Source organism: Pseudomonas sp. CCOS 191 (assembly GCF_001007005.1).
Classification (GTDB): domain Bacteria; phylum Pseudomonadota; class Gammaproteobacteria; order Pseudomonadales; family Pseudomonadaceae; genus Aquipseudomonas; species Aquipseudomonas soli.
The window spans coordinates 288,437-307,181 of record NZ_LN847264.1 but is presented as its reverse complement, the minus strand read 5'-3'; the positions used below and the strand labels follow the sequence as shown (position 1 = coordinate 307,181).

Below are 18,745 nucleotides of genomic sequence, written 5' to 3'. Positions count from 1 at the left end.
GGGTCCTTTGAAACGAGGTGGCAAAGCCGCCCCGTGACCATACCCAAGAAAAAAACTGCTGGCACAGCTTACGTATGTGGAAAACCATTGATGTCCACCGGAGGGTAGTTTTTGTACACAGGAGCTAAATCCCTGATATCCCGCTGCTTGACGAATATTGTCCACAAGCGTAGGCCGGGAGTCGCAAGAGCTGTCGCCTCAAAACCCTCGACGAATGTCGGGGCTTTTTCGTTTCCGCTCCTGCGACACATTGTCCACCCTCTCCACTTCTTGTTTTCGCTCAATAAACCCTACTTTCAAAGCGGCTATTCCTGTGCCCGACGACTTTCGTCGACTTAAGGAGAAGTCCCATGAACGAGCAAGAAGGCGTGTCCCTGACCCGGCGTGGCATGCTGGCCGGCACTGTGTTGCTGGGCGTCGGTGCCTCGGCGCTTGGCAGTGGCCTGGCCCAGGCCGCTACCGCTTCGCCCGCCACCGGCCCGGTGCCTGACCTGGCGAAACTGGAGCGGGTGAGCGTCGAACTGGTGGCACCGCCGCAGGTCCACTCTCACAGCCAGCGCGCTCCCGGCAAACCGCGCATTGTCGAGTTCCGCATGGTCATTGAGGAGAAGGAACTGGCCATCGACAGCGCCGGTGCCTATATCCACGCCATGACCTTCAACGGCTCGGTGCCTGGCCCGCTGATGGTGGTGCATGAAGGTGACTACGTGGAGCTCACGCTGGTCAACCCGGCCAGCAACAGCATGATGCACAACATCGACTTCCACGCCTCCACCGGCGCCCTCGGCGGCGGTGAGCTGACCCATGTGAAGCCGGGCGAGCAGGTGGTGCTGCGCTTCAAGGCCGACCGTGCCGGGGTGTTCGTGTATCACTGCGCGCCGGGCGGGGCGATGATTCCCTGGCATGTGGTGTGCGGCATGAACGGCGCAATCATGGTGCTGCCCCGTGACGGCCTGAAAGACCCCGAAGGCCGCCCGTTGCAGTACGACAAGGTCTGGTATATCGGCGAGCAGGACTACTACATCCCCCGCGACAAGGACGGCAAGTACAAGCGCTACGCCAATCCCATGGCCAGCTTCGGCGACATGAGCCAGCTCATGAAGGGGCTGGTGCCCAGCCATGTGGTGTTCAACGGCAGCGTCGGCGCCCTGACCGGCAAGCAGGCGCTCACCGCCAAGGTGGGCGAGACCGTGCTGATCGTTCATTCCCAGGCCAACCGTGATACCCGCCCGCATCTGATCGGCGGCCACGGCGACTACGTCTGGGCCTCGGGCAAGTTCGCCAACCCGCCGCAGCGCAACCTGGAGACCTGGTTCATCCCCGGAGGTGCGGCGGGGGCGGCGTTGTACACCTTCCGCCAGCCCGGCCTGTACACCTACCTCAACCACAACCTGATCGAGGCGGTGATGCTCGGCGCCGCCGCGCATGTGCAGGTGGAGGGGCAGTGGAATGACGACCTGATGAAACAAGTGCAGGCGCCCGGGCCGATCCGCTAGCGGAATTGATCCGGATCAAGCCCCTTGGCCATGCGCGGCATAGCCTGAGCGCAGGCATCCACTTCATGGAGGGAGACCATGGCCAAGCGATTTCCCACGAACCCCAGCCATCCCGAACGGATCTGCTGGGGCTGCGACCTGTACTGCCCGGCCAAGGCGCTGGCCTGCGGTAATGGCGCGGACCGGACCATGCACCCGGTGGAGTTGTTCGGCGAGGATTGGGAACAGCTCGATGATCATCTGGATGCGACCATGGCCACTTCGCATGCCGCGCCCGGACAGGAAATGCCGCTCAACCAAAAGTCTGAATGAACGGCGCCGCGCTCGCCTTGATGGCGGCAACCACCTTGGGTGCCTGATCGCAAAGCGCGGACTCCCTGGCCAGTGTTCGCTCCAATGCTTCAAGCTGATTGCGAATGACCTCAGCCGGGTTGCTCACGTCGCAAAGCGGTGCGAAGTCCAGCAGGCCTTGCCGCGACGCAAACAAGGATTTGTTGCCGGATAGCGAAAGCGCCAGCACGTCTTCCGGTATGTAAGCCGTGGTATTGACGATGTCGTACGCCGGAGCCAGACGCGCATCGCCTCGAAGAGGATCGGTGTACAGCAACCCGAAATTTTTCAGATGGGCGTCACCATTTCCGACGATACAGCTGAGCGCAACCATCTCGAACAGTTGCCGCAGCGATTGCCGAAGATGCTCAGGCGCGCAGAACAGGCGGATCGCCTTGGCAATGGCAGCGTAGCTCTTGCTGTACTTCTGTTCGGCGCCAAGCCCCATCAAGGCAGCCATGTCTTCGAAACCAAGTGGATTGTTCTGTTCGTCACGATCGAAACGGCGCATGACGAACAGTTTGCCGTTGTCGGACAGGAAGAATTGGGGCACTGGCAGACCAGAGGTTTGCGCAACCGACATGCACAGGAATTCGTTGATCGCCAGGCCCGGGAACTCGTCGCGCCCGCTCTTGATGATCAGCTCGGCTGTTTTCGAGGTAAAGCGCTGTGACAAAGGGTCCAGTTGCTCCGGAACCAGGACCTTCGGCTGCACACCAGAAATGCCTGCGCGCAGAATGTAGCGATCCACCAGATCGGCGAAGATATCCTCTCCCCCATCCCATGAAAGGATGTTCGCCAGCTTCTCTCCCGGAAACGTCTGCCGCCGCAGCAGTGTGTCCACTACCTGCGAGCTGACATGCACACGCCCGATCGGCGAACTGCTGCCGGACAACGCCAGGAGAAGCATGGGGTCGACCTGAACGATCTTCGCCAGGCGGTTGCGCAATTGCTCGAGCACATACCCTTCGGGCAAGTTCATCTGGAACACCGGATGCAGCTCGCGATGCCTGTATTCCTCGGTTCGGACCGGCATCAACAGGCTGATCGCCGCATCAGCAACGGTGTGCGGGCCATAGCGGAAGAGGTAGTCGCCTGCACTGGTCAGCAATGCTCCACTGTCACCCTCGGGTGTCGCGACTATCAGCGGCGTCATTCGAACATCCCCTCGATTTCGTCAAGCGTCGGCATCACCGCCGCTATGACCTGCAGTTCGCAGCCGAGCGCCGCCAATGCACGTGCATATGCACCGATGGCCACTGACAGGCTCCCTTTCTCCATGGCAATGATCTTTTGCCGGGTGATACCGGCCAAGGTTGCGAGCGCGTGCTGGGTCAATCCCCGGTTAAGCCTTCGCGTGCGAACCTGCGCGCCCAGGCGCTCAACGATCAATGAGTGGTCCATGTTCTTTATACGTGACAAATTTAGATAAATGTAACGTATAAGGAACATGATCAAAAATCAACCAGCATCAACGATGCCAAAAGCTGTTCTAGAACGCCGTGCTCACAGTCACCGCCAGGTTGCGCGGGTCGCCATAGATTGCCCCGGCATAGAACCCGTAACGGGTGTAGTAGTGCTTGTCGAACAGGTTGTTGGCGTTGAGGCTGACGCTGGTGTCGTCGGTCAGCTGGTACTTGGCCATGGCGTTCCAAATCGCATAGCCCGACCAGTTGACGTCGGTTGCGCTGCGGCTGACGCCGTTGCTCGGCTGCCCGGCAGGGGTGGACACCGCGCGGATGTTGCTTTGCGCGGTCACGCCAGCGCCCAGGGTCAGGCGGTCCAGCGGGCCAGACAGGCGATAGGTGGTCGAGGCCTTGAACAGGTGCGAGGGGTCGCTGCGCCCGTCGCTGTCCAGGCGGCGGAAGTGCAGGTAGGTGTAGCCGGCATAGACGTTCCAGTTCGGGGTCAGGGCGCCGGCGACTTCCAGGTCGATACCGTCGGTTTCCTGGCCGGAACCGGCCTTGTAGGCAGTGGCGCCGGTCGGCGTCAGCAGGTCGCCATCCATTACCGCCTTGTTCTCCTGCCTGGTACGGAAGTAGGCCGCGGACGCGTTCAGGCGACCATCGAACCATTCACCCTTGATCCCGGTTTCGTAGCTCTGGCCACGAATCGGCTCGACCTTGGTGCCGCTGGCGCTTTCTTCGGTCTGCGGGTTGAAGATGTCGGTGTAGCTGGCGTACAGCGAGTAGTTGTCGTTCAGGTCGTACACCGCGCCCAGGTACGGGGTGACGATGCCGTTGTTCTGCTGGTTGCTGCGCGCACCGTTGACGCTGACGGTAGTGGCCGAATAGTCGGTGCTGCGCACACCGAGGATGAGCGACAGAGGGTCGGTGACGCTCAGGCGGGTGGCGGCATACATGCCCTGAAGACGGGTGGTGGTCTTGCTGTGCAGGCCGGTTTTCGAGGCCAGCATGGCGTAGTCGTCGTCCACGCCGTCGAGCCAGTTGCCCAGCCCCAGGCCATTGTTCGCCCGGAACTGGCAACCCACGCCGCTGTTCACTGCCTTGCCGCCGCCTACCATGCTGCAGGTGTACTGCGGTGACCAGGCCACGGTGCGGCTGTCGTTGTAGCCGACCATCGCCTGATGGGTGCGCCCGAACAGTTGGAATGGGCCGGACAGGTCGATCTGCGCCGATTGCTGGGTGGTGTCGGTGGAGCTGTGCAGGCCGTTGAGCACCGCGCCGCTGCCGTCCTGGTTCCAGTAGCCACCGTAGACACCGCGGCCGGACGAGTTGACCTTGGCCAGGCCACGGTGGTTGAGCGCCTCGCCGCTGCTCTGGGCAACCTTCAGGTCCAGGCTCCAGTCGTTGTCGAAACGGTGCGCCAGCGAGCCGAAGGCGGTGCGGGTGATGTACTCGCCAAAGCTCCAGCTGGGTACCACGTTGGTGCTGCGCGGCAGGTCGGTCTTGCTGCCGTCGCCGTACCAGATCGGGATGTTGGCGCCCCAGCCGCCGCCGACCACTTTGCTGTACTCGTACTGGTAGCCGGCACCCAGGGTGGTGGCATCGTCCAGGTCGAATTCGAAGTTGGCCAGGGCCGCGCGGGAGCGTTCGGACTGGTTGTCGCGGAACGAGCCTGCGTCCTGCTGGGTCATGACCAGGCGCGAACGCAGGCGGCCGTCCTCGGACAGCGGCAGGTTCAGGTCGGCACCCAGGCGGCGCTTGTCCCAGCTGCCGTAGGTGGCGTAGGCGCTGCCGCCGAAGGTCCGGGTCGGCGCCTTGCGGATCAGGTTGACGGTAGCCGAAGGGTCGCCGGTGCCACCGAGCAGGCCGTTGGCGCCACGGACGATGTCGATGCGTTCGTACAGGTCCATGTTCAGCGCGTTGCCCCCACCGCTGAAGTCCGAACCGCCGGGGAACTGCAAGCCGTCGATCTTCCAGTTGCTGATCGAGTAGCCACGGGCGCGGAAGTCGGTGCGCCCGCCCACTTCCATCTTGCTCATGCTCACGCCCGGCGTGGTGTCCAGGGCCTGCTCGAGGGTGTGGATATCACGGTCTTCCATTTGCTGGCGGGTAATGCTGGTGACCGACTGTGGCGTCTGCCGGGGTGTCAGCTGCAAGCCCGTGGAGCTACGTGTGTTCTGCACGGTGTAGCCGATCTGGCCGCTGTCGTCGGCCAGCGGCAGCGCACTGCTGTCGATGTTGGTGGCGCCCAGTTCCAGCACCGGGCCGTCAGCGAAGGCGGTGCCGCTAAGCCCGAGGGCCACGAAGAAGGCAAGCGGGGAGAGGCGACTGCCGCCTCGGACCAAGGGGGTTGTGTCAGTCATGATGCTCTTGCATACCATTTGGGAAGGTTTCGTATTCGCAGATGATTTTTTGTTACGATTCTAGGCATCTGCCCCTTCGGCTCCATGGACGGCATGTACGGGGATGTAATCGAACGTAATGAGCCGCACAGCTCCCCTTTGCACAGGTACCCCCAAACCCATGAGCACGACCTTGCTGGTCGTCGACGATGACGACGAGATCCGCGAACTTCTCTACGATTACCTGGCGCAAGCCGGCTACGAGGTATGTGCCGCCGCCAACGGCGAGCAGATGCGCGAACAACTGGCCCGGCACAAGGTCGACCTGGTGGTACTCGACTTGATGCTGCCCGGCGAGGACGGCCTGAGCCTGTGCCGGCAGTTGCAGGCGCAGTCGGGCTTGGCGGTGGTGATGCTGTCGGCCAGGGGCAGCACCCTGGACCGCATCATCGGCCTGGAAGTAGGCGCCGACGATTACCTGGCCAAACCCTTCGAGCCGCGCGAACTGGTCGCCCGGATCAAGGCTGTGCTGCGCCGCCCCCAGCGCCTGGAGGCAGAACCCGAAACGTCGGCCAGCGAGGCACAACTGTTTGCAGGCTTGCGTCTCGATCACGTCAAACGGTTGCTCGTTCACCCGGACGGCCAAGCCTTCAACCTGCCACGCTCCGACTACCGTGTGCTGCGTGAACTGCTGGACGCCAACAACCGCGTGGTCTCGAGGGACCACCTGACACGCAGCGCGTTCGGCCGCGACCATCTGCCCGACGACCGCTCGGTGGACATGTGCATCAGCCGCCTGCGCCAGCAACTGCGCCGTGCGCCAGGCCAAGGCGCGCAGATCCTCACCATCCGCAACGAAGGCTATCTGCTGAGCCTGGCCCGCGAAGCGTTGGGCGCCTGAGTGCGACTGCTTCGCCGGCTGTGGCCGCGCACACTGTTCGGCCAACTGCTGCTGATCATGATCAGCGGCACCTTGGTGATCCAGTTGATGTCCAGCAGCATCTGGTTCGACGTGCGCTTCGCCCAGGTGCTGGAAGCGCCGGTGCGGTTGATCGCGGCGCGCAGCGCGCCCCTGATCGCCCAGGCCGAGTGCCATGGCACGGCACGCCAGGTACCAAAGCATTACCAGCTGCGTTGCGCCGAAGCGCCGCCCGAGGTTGAGCATGACCAACGGCGCGGCTGGCGGCGCATCGAGCTGTTGCTGCATCAGGCACTGGCCTATGAACTTGGGGGCGATGTGCGGCCGAGGTTGCTCAAGGTCCGGCTCACCGACGAACTGGGCCAGCCCATCGTCTGGCGCAGCCTGTTCGGCTTGCGCACCGCCCAGGCGCATATCGAGTTTGCCGTGCCCCTCGCCGATGGCCACTGGCTGGTCATCGATAGCCAGGAGTTGCAGGGCTGGAGCGGCGAGTCGGCGTGGCTGCTGATCAGCGACTACCTGCTGCGGGTCTATGCCCTGCGCATCGCCGCCGTGCTGGTGGTGTGCCTGGTGGCGGTACGCTTGTGCCTGCGCCCGCTGCGCCGCCTGGCCGATGCAGCCCGTGGCCTGGGTGGCAATCTGGAACAGGCGCCGTTGCCGCTGGACGGCCCCGAGGAAGTGCGGCACGCCGCCCAGGCCTTCAACGCCATGCAGCAACGGCTGATCCGCATGGTCAACGACAAGGCCTACTTCCTCGCCGCCGTATCCCATGACCTGCGTACGCCGCTGACGCGCATGCGCCTGCGCCTGGAACGGCTGGAGGACAGCGAACACAAGGAGCGCCTACGCCAGAACATCGCGCAGATGGACGGCATGATCGGCCAGGTGCTCGACTACCTGCGGGCGGGCGAGCAGCAGAACCTGCAAACGGTCGACCTCGACCGCCTGGTGGCACGCCAATGCGCGGATTTGGCCAGCGCCGAAGAGCCCTTGCCGATCCATGGCCAGGTGGGCCACGCCCAGGTAGACGCCCTGCTGCTGCAGCGGTGCCTGCAAAACCTGTTGGTCAATGCCCTGCGCTATGCCAGGGAAGTCATGGTGGCACTGGAAAGCACGCCATCCGATGCTTACATCCACATCGACGATCGCGGCCCGGGCATCGACCCGGGCTTGCTGGCGACTGTCACCGAACCTTTCGTGCGCGGCGAGGGCTCACGCAACCAGGCCTCTGGCGGCTATGGGCTGGGGCTGAGCATCGCCCAGCGCATCGTTGCCAGCCATGGCGGTGAGCTGAAGCTGGTGAATCGGCAAGGGGGCGGGTTGCGGGTCAGCGTGCGATTGCCCAAGGGCAAAATCGCCTGATCATTTGCCGTCACCCTGCAGGATCCTCAGCGCCGCTTCGGCCAGGAAGCCCGAACGGCTCTTGTGCTCCGGGTGGTTCTGTACGTAGCTGTCGATGCGGGTGAGCAGGTACGCCGGCAAGGTGATGTTGAGCTTTTCGGCCTTGCCCAGGTAGCGGGTGATGTCGATATCGATCAATGCCCAGGTGCAGCCGACATAGGCGGGGTTGGCCGCATGCACGCCGACCTTGCTGGCCCTGGGGATTTCCTGCTGGTCCTGGGCCAGCAGTTCGAGGTGGCCTTCGATCGCTTCACGCGCCATGGCGATGGCGTTGTCGAGGTCTTCACCCGCCGAAAAGCAGCCGGGGATATCCGGGACTTCCACGCCCCAGGCGTGCTGGTCGTCACCGGGGAGGATCGCGATAGGGAACAACATGGTGATGAGTCTCCTCCTGAGCTGCCGTAGCCGACGCTAACCGATTAGTGGTTAGTATAACCACCAAAAGGTAGCTATCAACACCATACCCACCTTTTCGACAAGCGGGCTGCCGGGAAGAGCTTGCAGCAGGCGCCAGATTGTTCAGAGCACGGCCAATGCCTTTGCCTTCAACACTTGCAGATCAATCACCGGCACCCCGACCCGCTTGGCCATCTCGTCCCACTCGCGCAGGCGCAGGCTGACCCCGAACAACGGGTCGGCCTCGAACGCATCGGCTTCGGCATCGTTCATCACTCCACCCTGGTAGGCCAACGTGCGTCGGCTGGCTTCACTCAAACGGTCGTAGTATCCGGGCTGGCGCAAGGTCAGGTAGCGCTTGGCCTCGACGTGGTACTGCACCAGCCTGGCCAGCCGCTCGCTGAAACCACACCGGCGCAAATATTCGGCACCGATGCGCTCATGGCTGACGACGCCATAACCGCCCATGTCCTCGCCCTCGCACAGGTGGCCGATGTCATGGAAGAAGGCGGCCAGGATCACTTCGTCGTCGTAGCCTTCGGCCATGGCGAGCTGGGCTGCCTGGGACATGTGCTCGATCTGGGTGATGGCCTCGCCGATATAGTCGGCGCTGCCATGACGCTCATACAGAGCGAAGGTGTCGTCGATGATCCGGGAAGAAGTTGGCATTGCGTGGGCTCCTGCGTTGCCTGGTCTGACGCCATCGCGGGGCAGCTTGAGTATAGAAGCCGGCTTGCCCCGCGATGAGGGCCTTACTGCTGGGCGACTTTCTCCGACTTGCCGTCGTAGCGCTTGCGCCACTCAGCGAGAATCTGGTCGCGGTTCTTCGAGGCCCAGGCGAAGTCGTTCTTGATCAGGCGCTGCTCATAGTCGGCCGGCAGTTCGGTCTGCGGCTTGGCGATGCCAGGTGCGGCGAGCACCGCGAAGTTCTCCTTGTACAGCTCCATGGCGGCAGGGCTGGCGGAGAAGTCGGCCAGGCGCTTGGCGGCATCGGCTTTCGGCGAGCCCTTGATCACCGCCGTGGCCTCGATCTCCCAGCCCAGGCCCTCCTTGGGCAGGACGATATCCAGCGGTGCGCCCTGGCGCTTGAGCTGCACGGCCGGGTACTCGAACGAGATGCCGATCGGGAACTCACCTGCCGCCGCCAGCTTGCATGGCTTGGAGCCGGAATGAACGTACTGGCCGATGTTCTGGTGCAGTGCGTCCATGTAGGCCCAGCCCTGAGGCTCGCCGTAGGTCTGCAGCCAGGCGCTCACATCAAGGAAGCCCGTACCGGACGAGGCCGGGTTGGGCATGACGATCTTGCCCTTGTACTCAGGCTTGGTCAGGTCCTGCCAGCTCACCGGCTTGCTCAGGCCCTGCTTCTCGGCCTCGACGGTGTTGAAGCAGATCGTCGCGGCCCACACGTCCATGCCCACCCAGGCCGGCGGATTGGCGGCGTCGCGGTAGTTGGGCGAGATCTTGCCCAGGTCCTTCGGCGCATAGGCTTCGAGCATGCCGTTCTGGTCGAGGATGGCCAGGCTGGAGGCCGCCAGGCCCCACACGGCGTCAGCCTGTGGGCGCTCTTTTTCGGCCAGCAGCTTGGCGGTGATGATGCCGGTGGAGTCGCGCACCCATTTGATCTCGATGTCCGGGTTGGCCTTCTCGAAGGCCTGCTTGTAGCTCTTGAGCTGCTCGGCCTCCAGGGCGGTGTAGACAGTCAGCTGGGTCGCGGCCGAAGCCTGCAGGCTGAACACGGCGGATACGGCAGCGGCAAGTGCGAGGGGCTTGAACATGATGCGGTTCCTATCGGTGTGGGCAGTCGGTCAATGGCCGGGGGCGCGTTGGCGCCAGGCCTGGGAGCGGCGCAGCAGGCCGCGCGAAGCGCCGGCCAGCAGAAGGGAGGCGGCGGCGCTGGTCAAAAGGATCAGGGTCGACATGGCAGCGGCGCCGCCAACGTTGCCGGCGTCATCCATGTTCAGCACGGCAACGGCGGCGAGGATGGTGTCGGGGCTGTAGAGGAAGATCGCCGCCGACACCGTGGTCATCGCCGAGACGAACAGGTAGCGGATGATGTCCAGCAGCGCTGGCAGGCAGATCGGCACGGTGACCCGCACGAAGTGCTTGTACAGCGGCGCCTTGAGCGACAGCGCGGCGGCTTCGAACTCACCGTCGAGCTGGCGCAGGGCCGTGGTGGCGGTCATCTGCGCGGTGGTCAGGTAGTGGGCGATGGTGCACACCACCAGCAGCGCCATGCTGCCGTAGAACACGTGCAACGGGTTGCCGTTTAGGTTGAAGAAGAACACGTAGCCCAGGCCCAGAACCAGGCCGGGCACCGCCATGGGGATGAAGCTGAGCAGGCGCAGCAGTTGATTGAGCAGGCGCTGGCCTTGGGTCTTCTCCATCAGGTAGGCACCGGTGAAGATCACCACGCTGCCGATCAGCGCGGTGCCGATGGCCATGGTCACGCTGTTGCGATAGGCCAGCCAGCCGCCACCAGCGGTGTCTTCGAACATGTAGTGCTTGAGTGACAGCGACAGGTTGTACGGCCAGAACTTGACCAGCGACGAGTACACCGCCATGCCGATCACCGCCAGCAGCGCCGCGCAGACCAGCAACACGATGGCCAGGTAGCAGCCATCACGCAGCTTCGAAGGCTTCGGTTCGAACACCTGGGCGCGGCCGCTCATGGCCTCGCCCTGGCGGCGGCGCAGCCAGGCATCCACGGCAAAACTGAGCAGCGCCGGCACCAGCAGCACCATGCCGATCAGCGCACCGCGGCCGAACTGCTGCTGGCCGACCACCGCCTTGTAGGCTTCCAGCGCCAGCACCTGGTAATCACCACCGACCACTACCGGCACGCCGAAGTCGGTGATGGTAAGGGTGAACACCAGGCAGAACGCCGCGAACACCGCCTGGCGCGTGGCCGGCCAGGTGATGCTGAAGAATGCCCGGGCAGGCCCCGCGCCCATGCTCGAAGCGGCATCGAACAGCCGTGCGTCGGCCAGTGACAGCGCCGAGAGCAGGATCATCAACGCATGGGGGAAGGTGTAGATGGCCTCGCCAAGCACGATGCCCCAGAAGCCGTAGATGTTGTCGCTGAGCAGCCCGCGCAGCAGGCCCTGGTTACCGAACAGATAGACCAGCGCGATCGCCGGCAGCATCGACGGCGCCAGCAACGGCAGCAGCGAAATGCCGCGCCACAACCCCTTGGCCGGGATCAGTGTGCGTTGCAGGGCATAGGCGAACAGGTAGGCCAGCGGCACGACGATGGCGGCAACCGTAAGGGCTACCGACAGGCTGTTGCCGAGCAGCCAGTGGAAGTTCGCGCTGGCAAACAGTTCGCGGGCGGCCAGCAGCCCCCCGCCCTGCCCGGCTTCAGCGCTGAAGCCACGCCAGAAGATCGCCAGCAACGGCAGCAGCACCGCCAGCACCAGCAGGCCCAGCAACAGGCTCTTGCCACCGACGACGAACAGTCGATCCCCCAGGGCGACGCCGTTGCGTGGCCTGTCGTTGCCGTGGGTGAGCGGCAGGGTCATGGGCGCGGCCATCTCAGGCGAACACCTGCAGGCTCTGCGGCGGCAGGGCCACCCAGATGTCCTGCGAACCCAGGCGCGGCATGGCTTCGGGCGCAAGCTCCGCAAGCAGCGCATGGCCCGGCAGGGCTTCGAGCTCGAAGCTCATGCGGCAGCGATTGCCGAGGAAGGTGACTTCCCGAACCTTGGCCGGGAACAGGTTCTCCTCGTGCACCACCGGGTTGACGGTGATCGCCTCGGGCCGGCAGAACAGTCGGCCGCTGCTGACGGCGCTGGCGTTGTCGGCCAGGCGCATGTGCATGCCGCCGACCTGGGCGTGGTTATTGCTGCTGCGCTGGAACGGCAGCCAGTTGCCCTGGCCGACGAACTCCGCGACGAACGGCGTGGCCGGCTGGTCGTAGATTTCCTGGGGCGTGGCGTACTGCTCGACCTGGCCGTTGTTCATCACGGCGATGCGGTCGGCCATCAGCATGGCTTCGTCCTGATTGTGGGTGACCATCAGCGTGGTGATGCCCAACTGGCGTTGCAGCTGGCGCAGCTCGGTGCACAGGTGCTCGCGAACACGGGCGTCGAGGGCCGACATGGGTTCGTCGAGCAGCAGCAGCGAGGGCGACGGCGCCAAGGCGCGGGCCAGGGCCACGCGCTGCTGCTGGCCGCCGGAGAGCTGGCCGGGGTATTTCTTCTCGCTGCCGGCCAGGCCCACCAGCTCGAGCATCTCGCTCACCCGCTGGCGCGAGGCCTCGCGATTGCTGCCGGTCAGGCCATAGGCGATGTTGGCTTCGACAGTGAGGTTGGGGAACAGCGCGTAGGACTGGAACAGGATGCCGTAGTCACGGGCCTGGGGCGGCAGCTCGGAGATATCGCGGTCGCCGATGTACAGCGTGCCTCGGTCCTGGCGCTCGAGGCCGGCGATGCAACGCAGCAGGGTGGTCTTGCCGCAGCCCGAGGGACCGAGCAGACACACCAGCTCGCCGGCGGCGATGTCGAGGGACACGTCGTTGAGCGCGGTGAAAGCGCCGAAGCGTTTGTGGATGCCGCGCACTTTCATCTGTGCGCCCGGGGTGACGTGGTTCATGGCAGGTCCTCATCGAAGCGATGGGGGCCATGCTAGGCAGGCTGTGCGAAGGTTCTGTGGCGTTGGGGCAAAAGCCGGTGATAGTGGTATAGGCAGATTTTGTAATGGCCTTGAGGGCCCTATCGCTGGCAAGCCAGCTCCCACAAAAGCAAGTCGGCGCCAACCCTGTGGGAGCCGGCTTGCCGGCGATGAGGCCGGTGCAACCAGTAGAGAACTGTCAGAATTGCGAACCCACCACCTCCTGCGCCACCCCCAGGAACGCCGCTGGCAACCGCGCCTGGCGCCGCTCCTTCAGGCAGTACAGGTACTCGTGCATCACCGGCGCGTCGTCCAGCGCCAGCACCCGCAGCTCGGGGTTATGCGGCACCTCATGGCGGGCAATGATGCTGATGCCAATGTTGCGCAGCACCGCCTCGCGGATCGACTCGCGGCTGCCGATCTCCAGCAGCGCCCCGGCCTTCACCCCGGCGTCCTGCATCATCTGCTCGGTGAGCTTGCGGGTGGTGGAGCCCTTTTCGCGCATCAGCAGGCAATGCCCGGCCACCACCTCGATCGACACCGCCTGGCGTTGCGCCAAGGGATGATTGCGGTGCACCGCCAGTACCAACGGGTCGGTGCCCAGCACCCGGCGCACCAGGCGTGCATCTTCGAGCAATTGCGACGAGGCGGCGATATCCACCCGGTAGTCCTCGAGCATTTCCAGCACCTGCTGCGAGTTGCCGATCTCCACCGCCACCTCCACCTGCGGCAGGCGCTCGCGGAAGATCTTCACCAGGTCGAGGATGTAGTACGGCGCGGTAGCGGCGATGCGCAGGCTGCCCTGAGCCTGGCCGCTGTTGCGCAACTCGAACTCGATGTCGGCTTCCTGTTGCAGCAGCGCCTTGACCATCGGCAGCAGGCGCACGCCTTCCTCGCTCAACACCAGGCGCCGACCGCCGCGATAGAACAGCTCGACGTTGTACTGGCCCTCGAGGTTGCGGATCTGCGTGGTCACCGTGGGCTGGCTGAGCCCGAGCTTCTTTGCCGCCAGGGTGATGCTGCCCAGGCGGGCCACCATGTAGAAGGCTTTGAGCTCGGCGCTCAGCATTGGCAGAACCTCTTTTTCACGCCGCAGGCGTTATTTGCGCAACAGGCGCAGACCGTTGAACACCACCAGCAGGCTCACGCCCATGTCGGCGAATACCGCCATCCACATGGTGGCCATGCCGGCGAAGGTGATTGCCAGGAAGATTGCCTTGATCCCCAGGGCCAACACGATGTTCTGGGTGAGGATCGCCGCGCTTTGGCGCGACAGCCTGACGAAGGCCGGGATCTTGCGCAAGTCGTCGTCCATCAGCGCCACATCGGCGGTCTCGATGGCGGTGTCGGTACCGGCAGCGGCCATGGCAAAGCCGATCTCGGCGCGGGCCAGGGCCGGCGCGTCGTTGATGCCATCGCCGACCATGCCGACACGGTGCCCCTGGGCGTACAGGTTCTCGATGCTGGCGAGCTTGTCCGCGGGCAGCAGGTTGCCCTCGGCGCGGTCGATCCCCACCTGGACCGCAATGGCCTGGGCGGTGTGGGGATTGTCGCCGGTCAACATGACCGTCTTGATACCCAGCTCGTGCAGCTCGGCAATCGCCTGGCGGCTGCTGTCCTTGACCGTGTCGGCCACGGCGAACAACGCCAGCGGGCCGGAGCGGTCGAGCAGCAGCACCACGGTCTTGCCCTGGCGCTCCAGCACATCCAGTTGCGCTTCCAGCTCCGGGGAGCACAGGCCGAGCTCCTCCACCAGGCGATGGTTGCCCAGGTGGTAGGTCTGGCCGTCGATATCACCGCGCACACCGCGACCGGCCAGGGCGGCGAATTCGGTGACTTCGCTCAGAACCAGATCCTGGCCCTTGGCGAACAGAGCGATGGCACCCGACACCGGGTGGTCGGAACGGGCAGCCAGGCTCGCGGCCAGGGCCTGGGCGCGGCCTTCGAACAGTGGGTCGAGCACCTTGCTGTCGGTCTGCACCGGCTTGCCGTGGGTGATGGTGCCGGTCTTGTCCAGGGCCAGGAAGTCCAGCTTGCGCCCGCCCTCCAGGTACACACCGCCCTTGATCAGGATGCCTTTGCGCGCCGCCGCGGCCAGGCCGCTGACGATGGTCACCGGGGTAGAGATCACCAGCGCGCACGGGCAGGCCACCACCAGCAGCACCAGGGCACGGTAGATCCAGTCGAACCAGGCACCGGCCATGAACAGCGGCGGGATGAGCGCCACGGCGAGCGCTACCGCGAACACTACTGGGGTGTAGATGCGCGAGAACTGGTCGACGAAGCGCTGGGTCGGCGCACGGGCGCCCTGGGCTTCTTCGACGGCCTTGATGATGCGGGCCAGGGTCGATTGACCGGCGGCGGCCGTGACGCGGTATTCCATCGCGCCGGCCTGGTTGATGGTACCGGCGAACAGCTTGTCGCCGACCGCCTTCTCGACCGGCAGGCTTTCCCCGGTGATCGGCGCCTGGTCGACACTGGACTGGCCACTGACCACCTCGCCGTCCAGGCCGATGCGCTCGCCTGGGCGCACCCGCACCCGTGCGCCGATTGCCACCTCGCGCACCTCGACCTCGCGCCACTGGCCATCGGCCTGTTGCACGGTGGCCATGTCCGGAGCCAGCTGCATCAGCCCACCGATGGCATTGCGCGCGCGGTCCAGTGAACGGGCTTCGATCAGTTCGGCAACGGTGAACAGCACCATGACCATGGCCGCTTCCGGCCACTGGCCGATCAGCACCGCGCCGGTCACGGCAATACTCATCAGCGCATTGATATTGAGGTTGCGGTTTTTCAGGGCAATCCAGCCCTTCTTGTAGGTACCGAGGCCGCAGCCGAGGATGGCCGCCAGGGCCAGCGCGGCGACCACCCACTCCGGTGCCTTGCCGGAGAAGTGCACGATTTCGGCGGCAATTGCCGCAACACCGGACAGCGCCAGCGGCCACCAACGGGTCTTGCTGGCCTGGGGCGCGCTGGCGGCGCCATCATCCTCGGCGGCCAAGGGTTCGGCCTTCATGCCCAGGCTATCGATGGCCCGCTCGATCTCGGCGGTGCCCTCGAGGGTATGGCGCACGCCGAGCACACGATTGATCAGGTTGAATTCCAACTGCTCGACACCGGCCAGCTTGCCCAGCTTGTCCTGGATCAGGGTCTGCTCGGTAGGGCAGTCCATGGCCTCGATGCGGAAGCGGCTGAGCTGCGCCTGGCCGCTGGCCTTTTCGGTCAGCTGCACCAGGGCCGGGGCGGCCTTGCTGGCGCAGCAGCCGTGGGCGTGGGGCGCGTGGCCGTGATCGAGGTCATGGGCGTGATCATGCTTGTGGTCGGGGCTGACAGGCTGGTTCATGGAATCATCCTTAACTGAGCGCTGGCCTCTGTAGAGATCCACAGAGTGGGTTGTTGCCAAGTGAACACCCTGTAGCCACTATAGGGTCAAGCCCTTTGCAGGAGATTTGCCATGAAAATCGGAGAACTGGCCAAGGCCACCGACTGCGCCGTGGAGACCATCCGCTACTACGAGCGCGAACAGCTGCTGCCGGAACCTGCCCGCAGCGACGGTAACTACCGGCTCTACACCCAGGCCCACGTCGAGCGCCTGACCTTCATCCGCAACTGCCGCACCCTGGACATGACCCTGGACGAGATCCGTAGCCTGTTGAATCTGCGCGACAGCCCCGACGGCTCATGCGGCAGCGTCAACGCGCTGATCGACGAGCATATCGAGCATGTGCAGGCGAGGATCGATGGGCTGGTGGCACTGCAGGCGCAGCTGGTGGAACTGCGGCAGCAGTGCAATGCGCAGGGGGCGGAGTGCGCAATCCTGCAGCAGTTGGAGACGAATGGGGCGGTGACCATGCCAGAGGTGGAGCATTCCCACGTGGGGCGTAGCCACGGGCATTAGAGACTTGGGGCCGCTTTGCGGCCCATCGCCGGCAAGCCGGCTCCCACAGAGTCACGCGTCCCCCTGTGGGAGCCGGCTTGCCGGCGATGGGCTGCGAAGCAGCCCCGACTTCCTTGAGTTAGACCGCCATCGGCGCCGTCATCGGCGCATGGTGCTCGTAGCCTTCCAGCCAGAAGTCGCTCGGCTCGATCTTCTCCAGCCACTCCGGCTCGTACTTGCCGGTCTCGGCGAACGCCGGCACGCGGTCGCTGATCACCAGCTTCGGTGCCGCCAGCGGTTCACGCTTCATCTGCTCGCCCAGCATATCCAGGTGGTTCTCGTACACATGGGCATCGCCGATGAAGTAAGTGAACCAGCGCGGGGTGTAGCCGGTCAGGCGGCCGAACAGCGACAGCAGCGCCGCGCCCTCGGTGAGGTTGAACGGCGTCCCCAGGCCCAGGTCGTTGGAGCGGATGTAGAGGGTCAGGGAAATTTCCCGGGTCTCGACATTCGGGTGGAACTGGTACAGCAAGTGGCACGGTGGCAGAGCCATCTCGTCGAGCTGGGCGCAGTTCCAGCCGTGGAACAGGATGCGGCGGCTGCCCGGGTCGTTGGCGATGGTGTCCAGGCACTGGCGCACCTGGTCGATGGCCTTGTAGAGGATGACGAACGCCTGGCCGTCCTCCTCGTCCTGGGCGATACGGCGGAAGCCGGCCTTCTCGGCCATCTCGATGGCGGCCGGGTTGCTCAGCGGGATGCGCTTGTAGCCGGGCCACTGGCGCCATTGCACGCCGTAGATTTCGCCGAGGTCGTCATGCCCCTGGCGGAACGGGTTGGCCAGCCACTGGGCGTTTTCGTTGGCGTTCTGGTCCCAGACCTTGCAGCCCAGCTCGCGGAACTCGCCGGCGTTCTTCACGCCGCGCAGGAAGCCGACCATCTCGCCGATTGCCGACTTGAATGCCAGCTTGCGCGTGGTGATGGCCGGGAAGCCCTTCTGCAGGTCGAAACGCAGCATGGCGCCCGGCAGGCTGATGGTGCGGATACCGGTGCGGTTTTCCTGCAGCGTGCCGTTGTCGATGACGTCACGGACCAGATCTAGATACTGTTTCATGGCTTACCTGTAACAAGAACGGCAGGGGGAGCGCCCCTGCCGTGGAAATCAGACGGTGGCCTTGGCCGACGGTTTGCGGTTGTAGGCCCACCAGATCAGGAAGATGCCGCCGAGAATCATCGGCACGCAGAGCAACTGACCCATGGTCAACCAGCCGAAGGCGATGTAGCCGAGCTGGGCGTCGGGTACGCGCACGAACTCCACGATGAAGCGGAAGATGCCATAGAACAGCGCGAACATGCCGGAAACGGCCATGGTCGGGCGCGGCTTGCGCGAGTACAGCCAAAGGATGACGAATAATGCCACACCTTCGAGGGCGAACTGGTACAGCTGCGACGGGTGACGCGGCAATTGCGCCGGGTCGCTGAACGGCGGGAAGATCATTGCCCACGGCACGTCGGTGGCCTTGCCCCACAGTTCGGCGTTGATGAAGTTGCCGATACGCCCGGCGCCAAGGCCGATCGGCACCAGCGGCGCGACGAAGTCCATCAGTTCGAAGAACGACTTGTTGTTGCGTTTGCCGAACCACAAGGCGGCGAGCATCACACCGATGAAACCCCCATGGAACGACATACCGCCCTTCCACACCTCGAAGATCAGCGTCGGGTTGGCCAGGTACTGGTGCAGGTCGTAGAACAGCACGTAACCCAGGCGCCCGCCGACGATCACGCCCATCGACAGCCAGAACACCAGGTCGGAAAGCTTCTCGCGGCTCCAGGTGGGGTCGAAGCGGTTCAACCGGCGCGAGGCCAGCAGCCAGGCGCCGCCGATGCCGATCAGGTACATCAAGCCGTACCAGTGGATTTTCAGTGGACCGAGGGCCACGGCCACCGGGTCGATCTGCGGGTAAGGCAGCATT

General features: G+C 64.5%; 17 protein-coding genes. 5 read left to right on the top strand and 12 right to left on the bottom strand.

From position 1 onward, the window contains the following. The first annotated feature begins 350 nt into the window (after positions 1-350). Both nirK and CCOS191_RS01445 read left to right on the top strand, forming a co-directional pair. Positions 351-1,496 carry a copper-containing nitrite reductase gene (gene nirK / locus CCOS191_RS01450; protein ID WP_082120341.1) on the top strand — a complete coding sequence of 382 codons (1,146 nt, stop codon included), beginning with the start codon at positions 351-353 and terminating at the stop codon, positions 1,494-1,496. Between the two features lie 78 nt (positions 1,497-1,574). Further along, complete coding sequence (locus CCOS191_RS01445) at positions 1,575-1,808, top strand: DUF3079 domain-containing protein (protein WP_046853785.1); 234 nt, start codon at positions 1,575-1,577, stop codon at positions 1,806-1,808. On the opposite strand, the gene CCOS191_RS01440 is transcribed toward CCOS191_RS01445, so the two are convergent. From CCOS191_RS01440 to CCOS191_RS01430, 3 genes are all read right to left on the bottom strand, one after another. Continuing rightward, a complete protein-coding gene (locus CCOS191_RS01440) occupies positions 1,789-2,982 on the bottom strand; it encodes a type II toxin-antitoxin system HipA family toxin (protein WP_046853784.1) in 1,194 nt (397 codons plus the stop codon). The genes CCOS191_RS01445 and CCOS191_RS01440 overlap by 20 nt on opposite strands. Further along, the gene (locus CCOS191_RS01435) at positions 2,979-3,230 is read right to left on the bottom strand and encodes a helix-turn-helix domain-containing protein (protein WP_046857664.1); all 252 of its coding nucleotides are present in this window, start codon (positions 3,228-3,230) and stop codon (positions 2,979-2,981) included. The genes CCOS191_RS01440 and CCOS191_RS01435 overlap by 4 nt, the downstream gene beginning before the upstream one ends. Before the next feature lie 88 nt (positions 3,231-3,318). Next, positions 3,319-5,613, bottom strand: coding sequence for a TonB-dependent siderophore receptor (locus CCOS191_RS01430; protein ID WP_046853783.1), 2,295 nt, complete (start codon positions 5,611-5,613; stop codon positions 3,319-3,321). Between the two features lie 142 nt (positions 5,614-5,755). Between CCOS191_RS01430 and CCOS191_RS01425 the strand changes: the two genes are divergently transcribed. Together CCOS191_RS01425 and CCOS191_RS01420 are read left to right on the top strand one after the other, a co-directional pair. Beyond that, positions 5,756-6,475: a response regulator gene (locus CCOS191_RS01425; protein WP_046853782.1), complete on the top strand. Its 720-nt coding sequence runs from the start codon at positions 5,756-5,758 to the stop codon at positions 6,473-6,475. Next, positions 6,476-7,855: an ATP-binding protein gene (locus CCOS191_RS01420; RefSeq protein ID WP_046853781.1), complete on the top strand. Its 1,380-nt coding sequence runs from the start codon at positions 6,476-6,478 to the stop codon at positions 7,853-7,855. On the opposite strand, the gene CCOS191_RS01415 is transcribed toward CCOS191_RS01420, so the two are convergent. The 7 genes from CCOS191_RS01415 to CCOS191_RS01385 form a co-directional block, all read right to left on the bottom strand. Next, on the bottom strand, positions 7,856-8,269 hold the full coding sequence (locus CCOS191_RS01415; RefSeq protein WP_046853780.1) for a type II toxin-antitoxin system HicB family antitoxin: 414 nt from the start codon (positions 8,267-8,269) through the stop codon (positions 7,856-7,858). Positions 8,270-8,413: 144 nt separating this feature from the next. Then, positions 8,414-8,959, bottom strand: coding sequence for a phosphonate degradation HD-domain oxygenase (locus tag CCOS191_RS01410; protein WP_046853779.1), 546 nt, complete (start codon positions 8,957-8,959; stop codon positions 8,414-8,416). Positions 8,960-9,042: 83 nt separating this feature from the next. Further along, positions 9,043-10,065 (bottom strand): putative 2-aminoethylphosphonate ABC transporter substrate-binding protein, encoded by a 1,023-nt coding sequence (locus tag CCOS191_RS01405; RefSeq protein ID WP_046853778.1) that lies wholly within the window; start codon positions 10,063-10,065, stop codon positions 9,043-9,045. A gap of 30 nt (positions 10,066-10,095) precedes the next feature. After that, the gene (locus CCOS191_RS01400) at positions 10,096-11,820 is read right to left on the bottom strand and encodes a putative 2-aminoethylphosphonate ABC transporter permease subunit (RefSeq protein WP_046853777.1); all 1,725 of its coding nucleotides are present in this window, start codon (positions 11,818-11,820) and stop codon (positions 10,096-10,098) included. A 1-nt stretch (position 11,821) separates the two neighbouring features. Further along, complete coding sequence (locus CCOS191_RS01395; protein ID WP_046853776.1) at positions 11,822-12,880, bottom strand: putative 2-aminoethylphosphonate ABC transporter ATP-binding protein; 1,059 nt, start codon at positions 12,878-12,880, stop codon at positions 11,822-11,824. Positions 12,881-13,097: 217 nt separating this feature from the next. Then, positions 13,098-13,967 (bottom strand): LysR family transcriptional regulator, encoded by an 870-nt coding sequence (locus CCOS191_RS01390; protein WP_046853775.1) that lies wholly within the window; start codon positions 13,965-13,967, stop codon positions 13,098-13,100. Positions 13,968-13,997: 30 nt separating this feature from the next. Further along, positions 13,998-16,241 (bottom strand): heavy metal translocating P-type ATPase, encoded by a 2,244-nt coding sequence (locus tag CCOS191_RS01385; protein WP_046853774.1) that lies wholly within the window; start codon positions 16,239-16,241, stop codon positions 13,998-14,000. A 111-nt stretch (positions 16,242-16,352) separates the two neighbouring features. On the opposite strand from CCOS191_RS01385, the gene cadR reads away from it, so the two are divergent. Then, complete coding sequence (gene cadR / locus CCOS191_RS01380) at positions 16,353-16,796, top strand: cadmium resistance transcriptional regulator CadR (protein WP_046853773.1); 444 nt, start codon at positions 16,353-16,355, stop codon at positions 16,794-16,796. A gap of 118 nt (positions 16,797-16,914) precedes the next feature. On the opposite strand, the gene CCOS191_RS01375 is transcribed toward cadR, so the two are convergent. Together CCOS191_RS01375 and lgt are read right to left on the bottom strand one after the other, a co-directional pair. Next, a complete protein-coding gene (locus CCOS191_RS01375) occupies positions 16,915-17,886 on the bottom strand; it encodes a thymidylate synthase (protein ID WP_046853772.1) in 972 nt (323 codons plus the stop codon). A gap of 48 nt (positions 17,887-17,934) precedes the next feature. Next, the gene (gene lgt, locus CCOS191_RS01370) at positions 17,935-18,744 is read right to left on the bottom strand and encodes a prolipoprotein diacylglyceryl transferase (RefSeq protein ID WP_023630701.1); all 810 of its coding nucleotides are present in this window, start codon (positions 18,742-18,744) and stop codon (positions 17,935-17,937) included. Position 18,745: the final 1 nt, after the last annotated feature.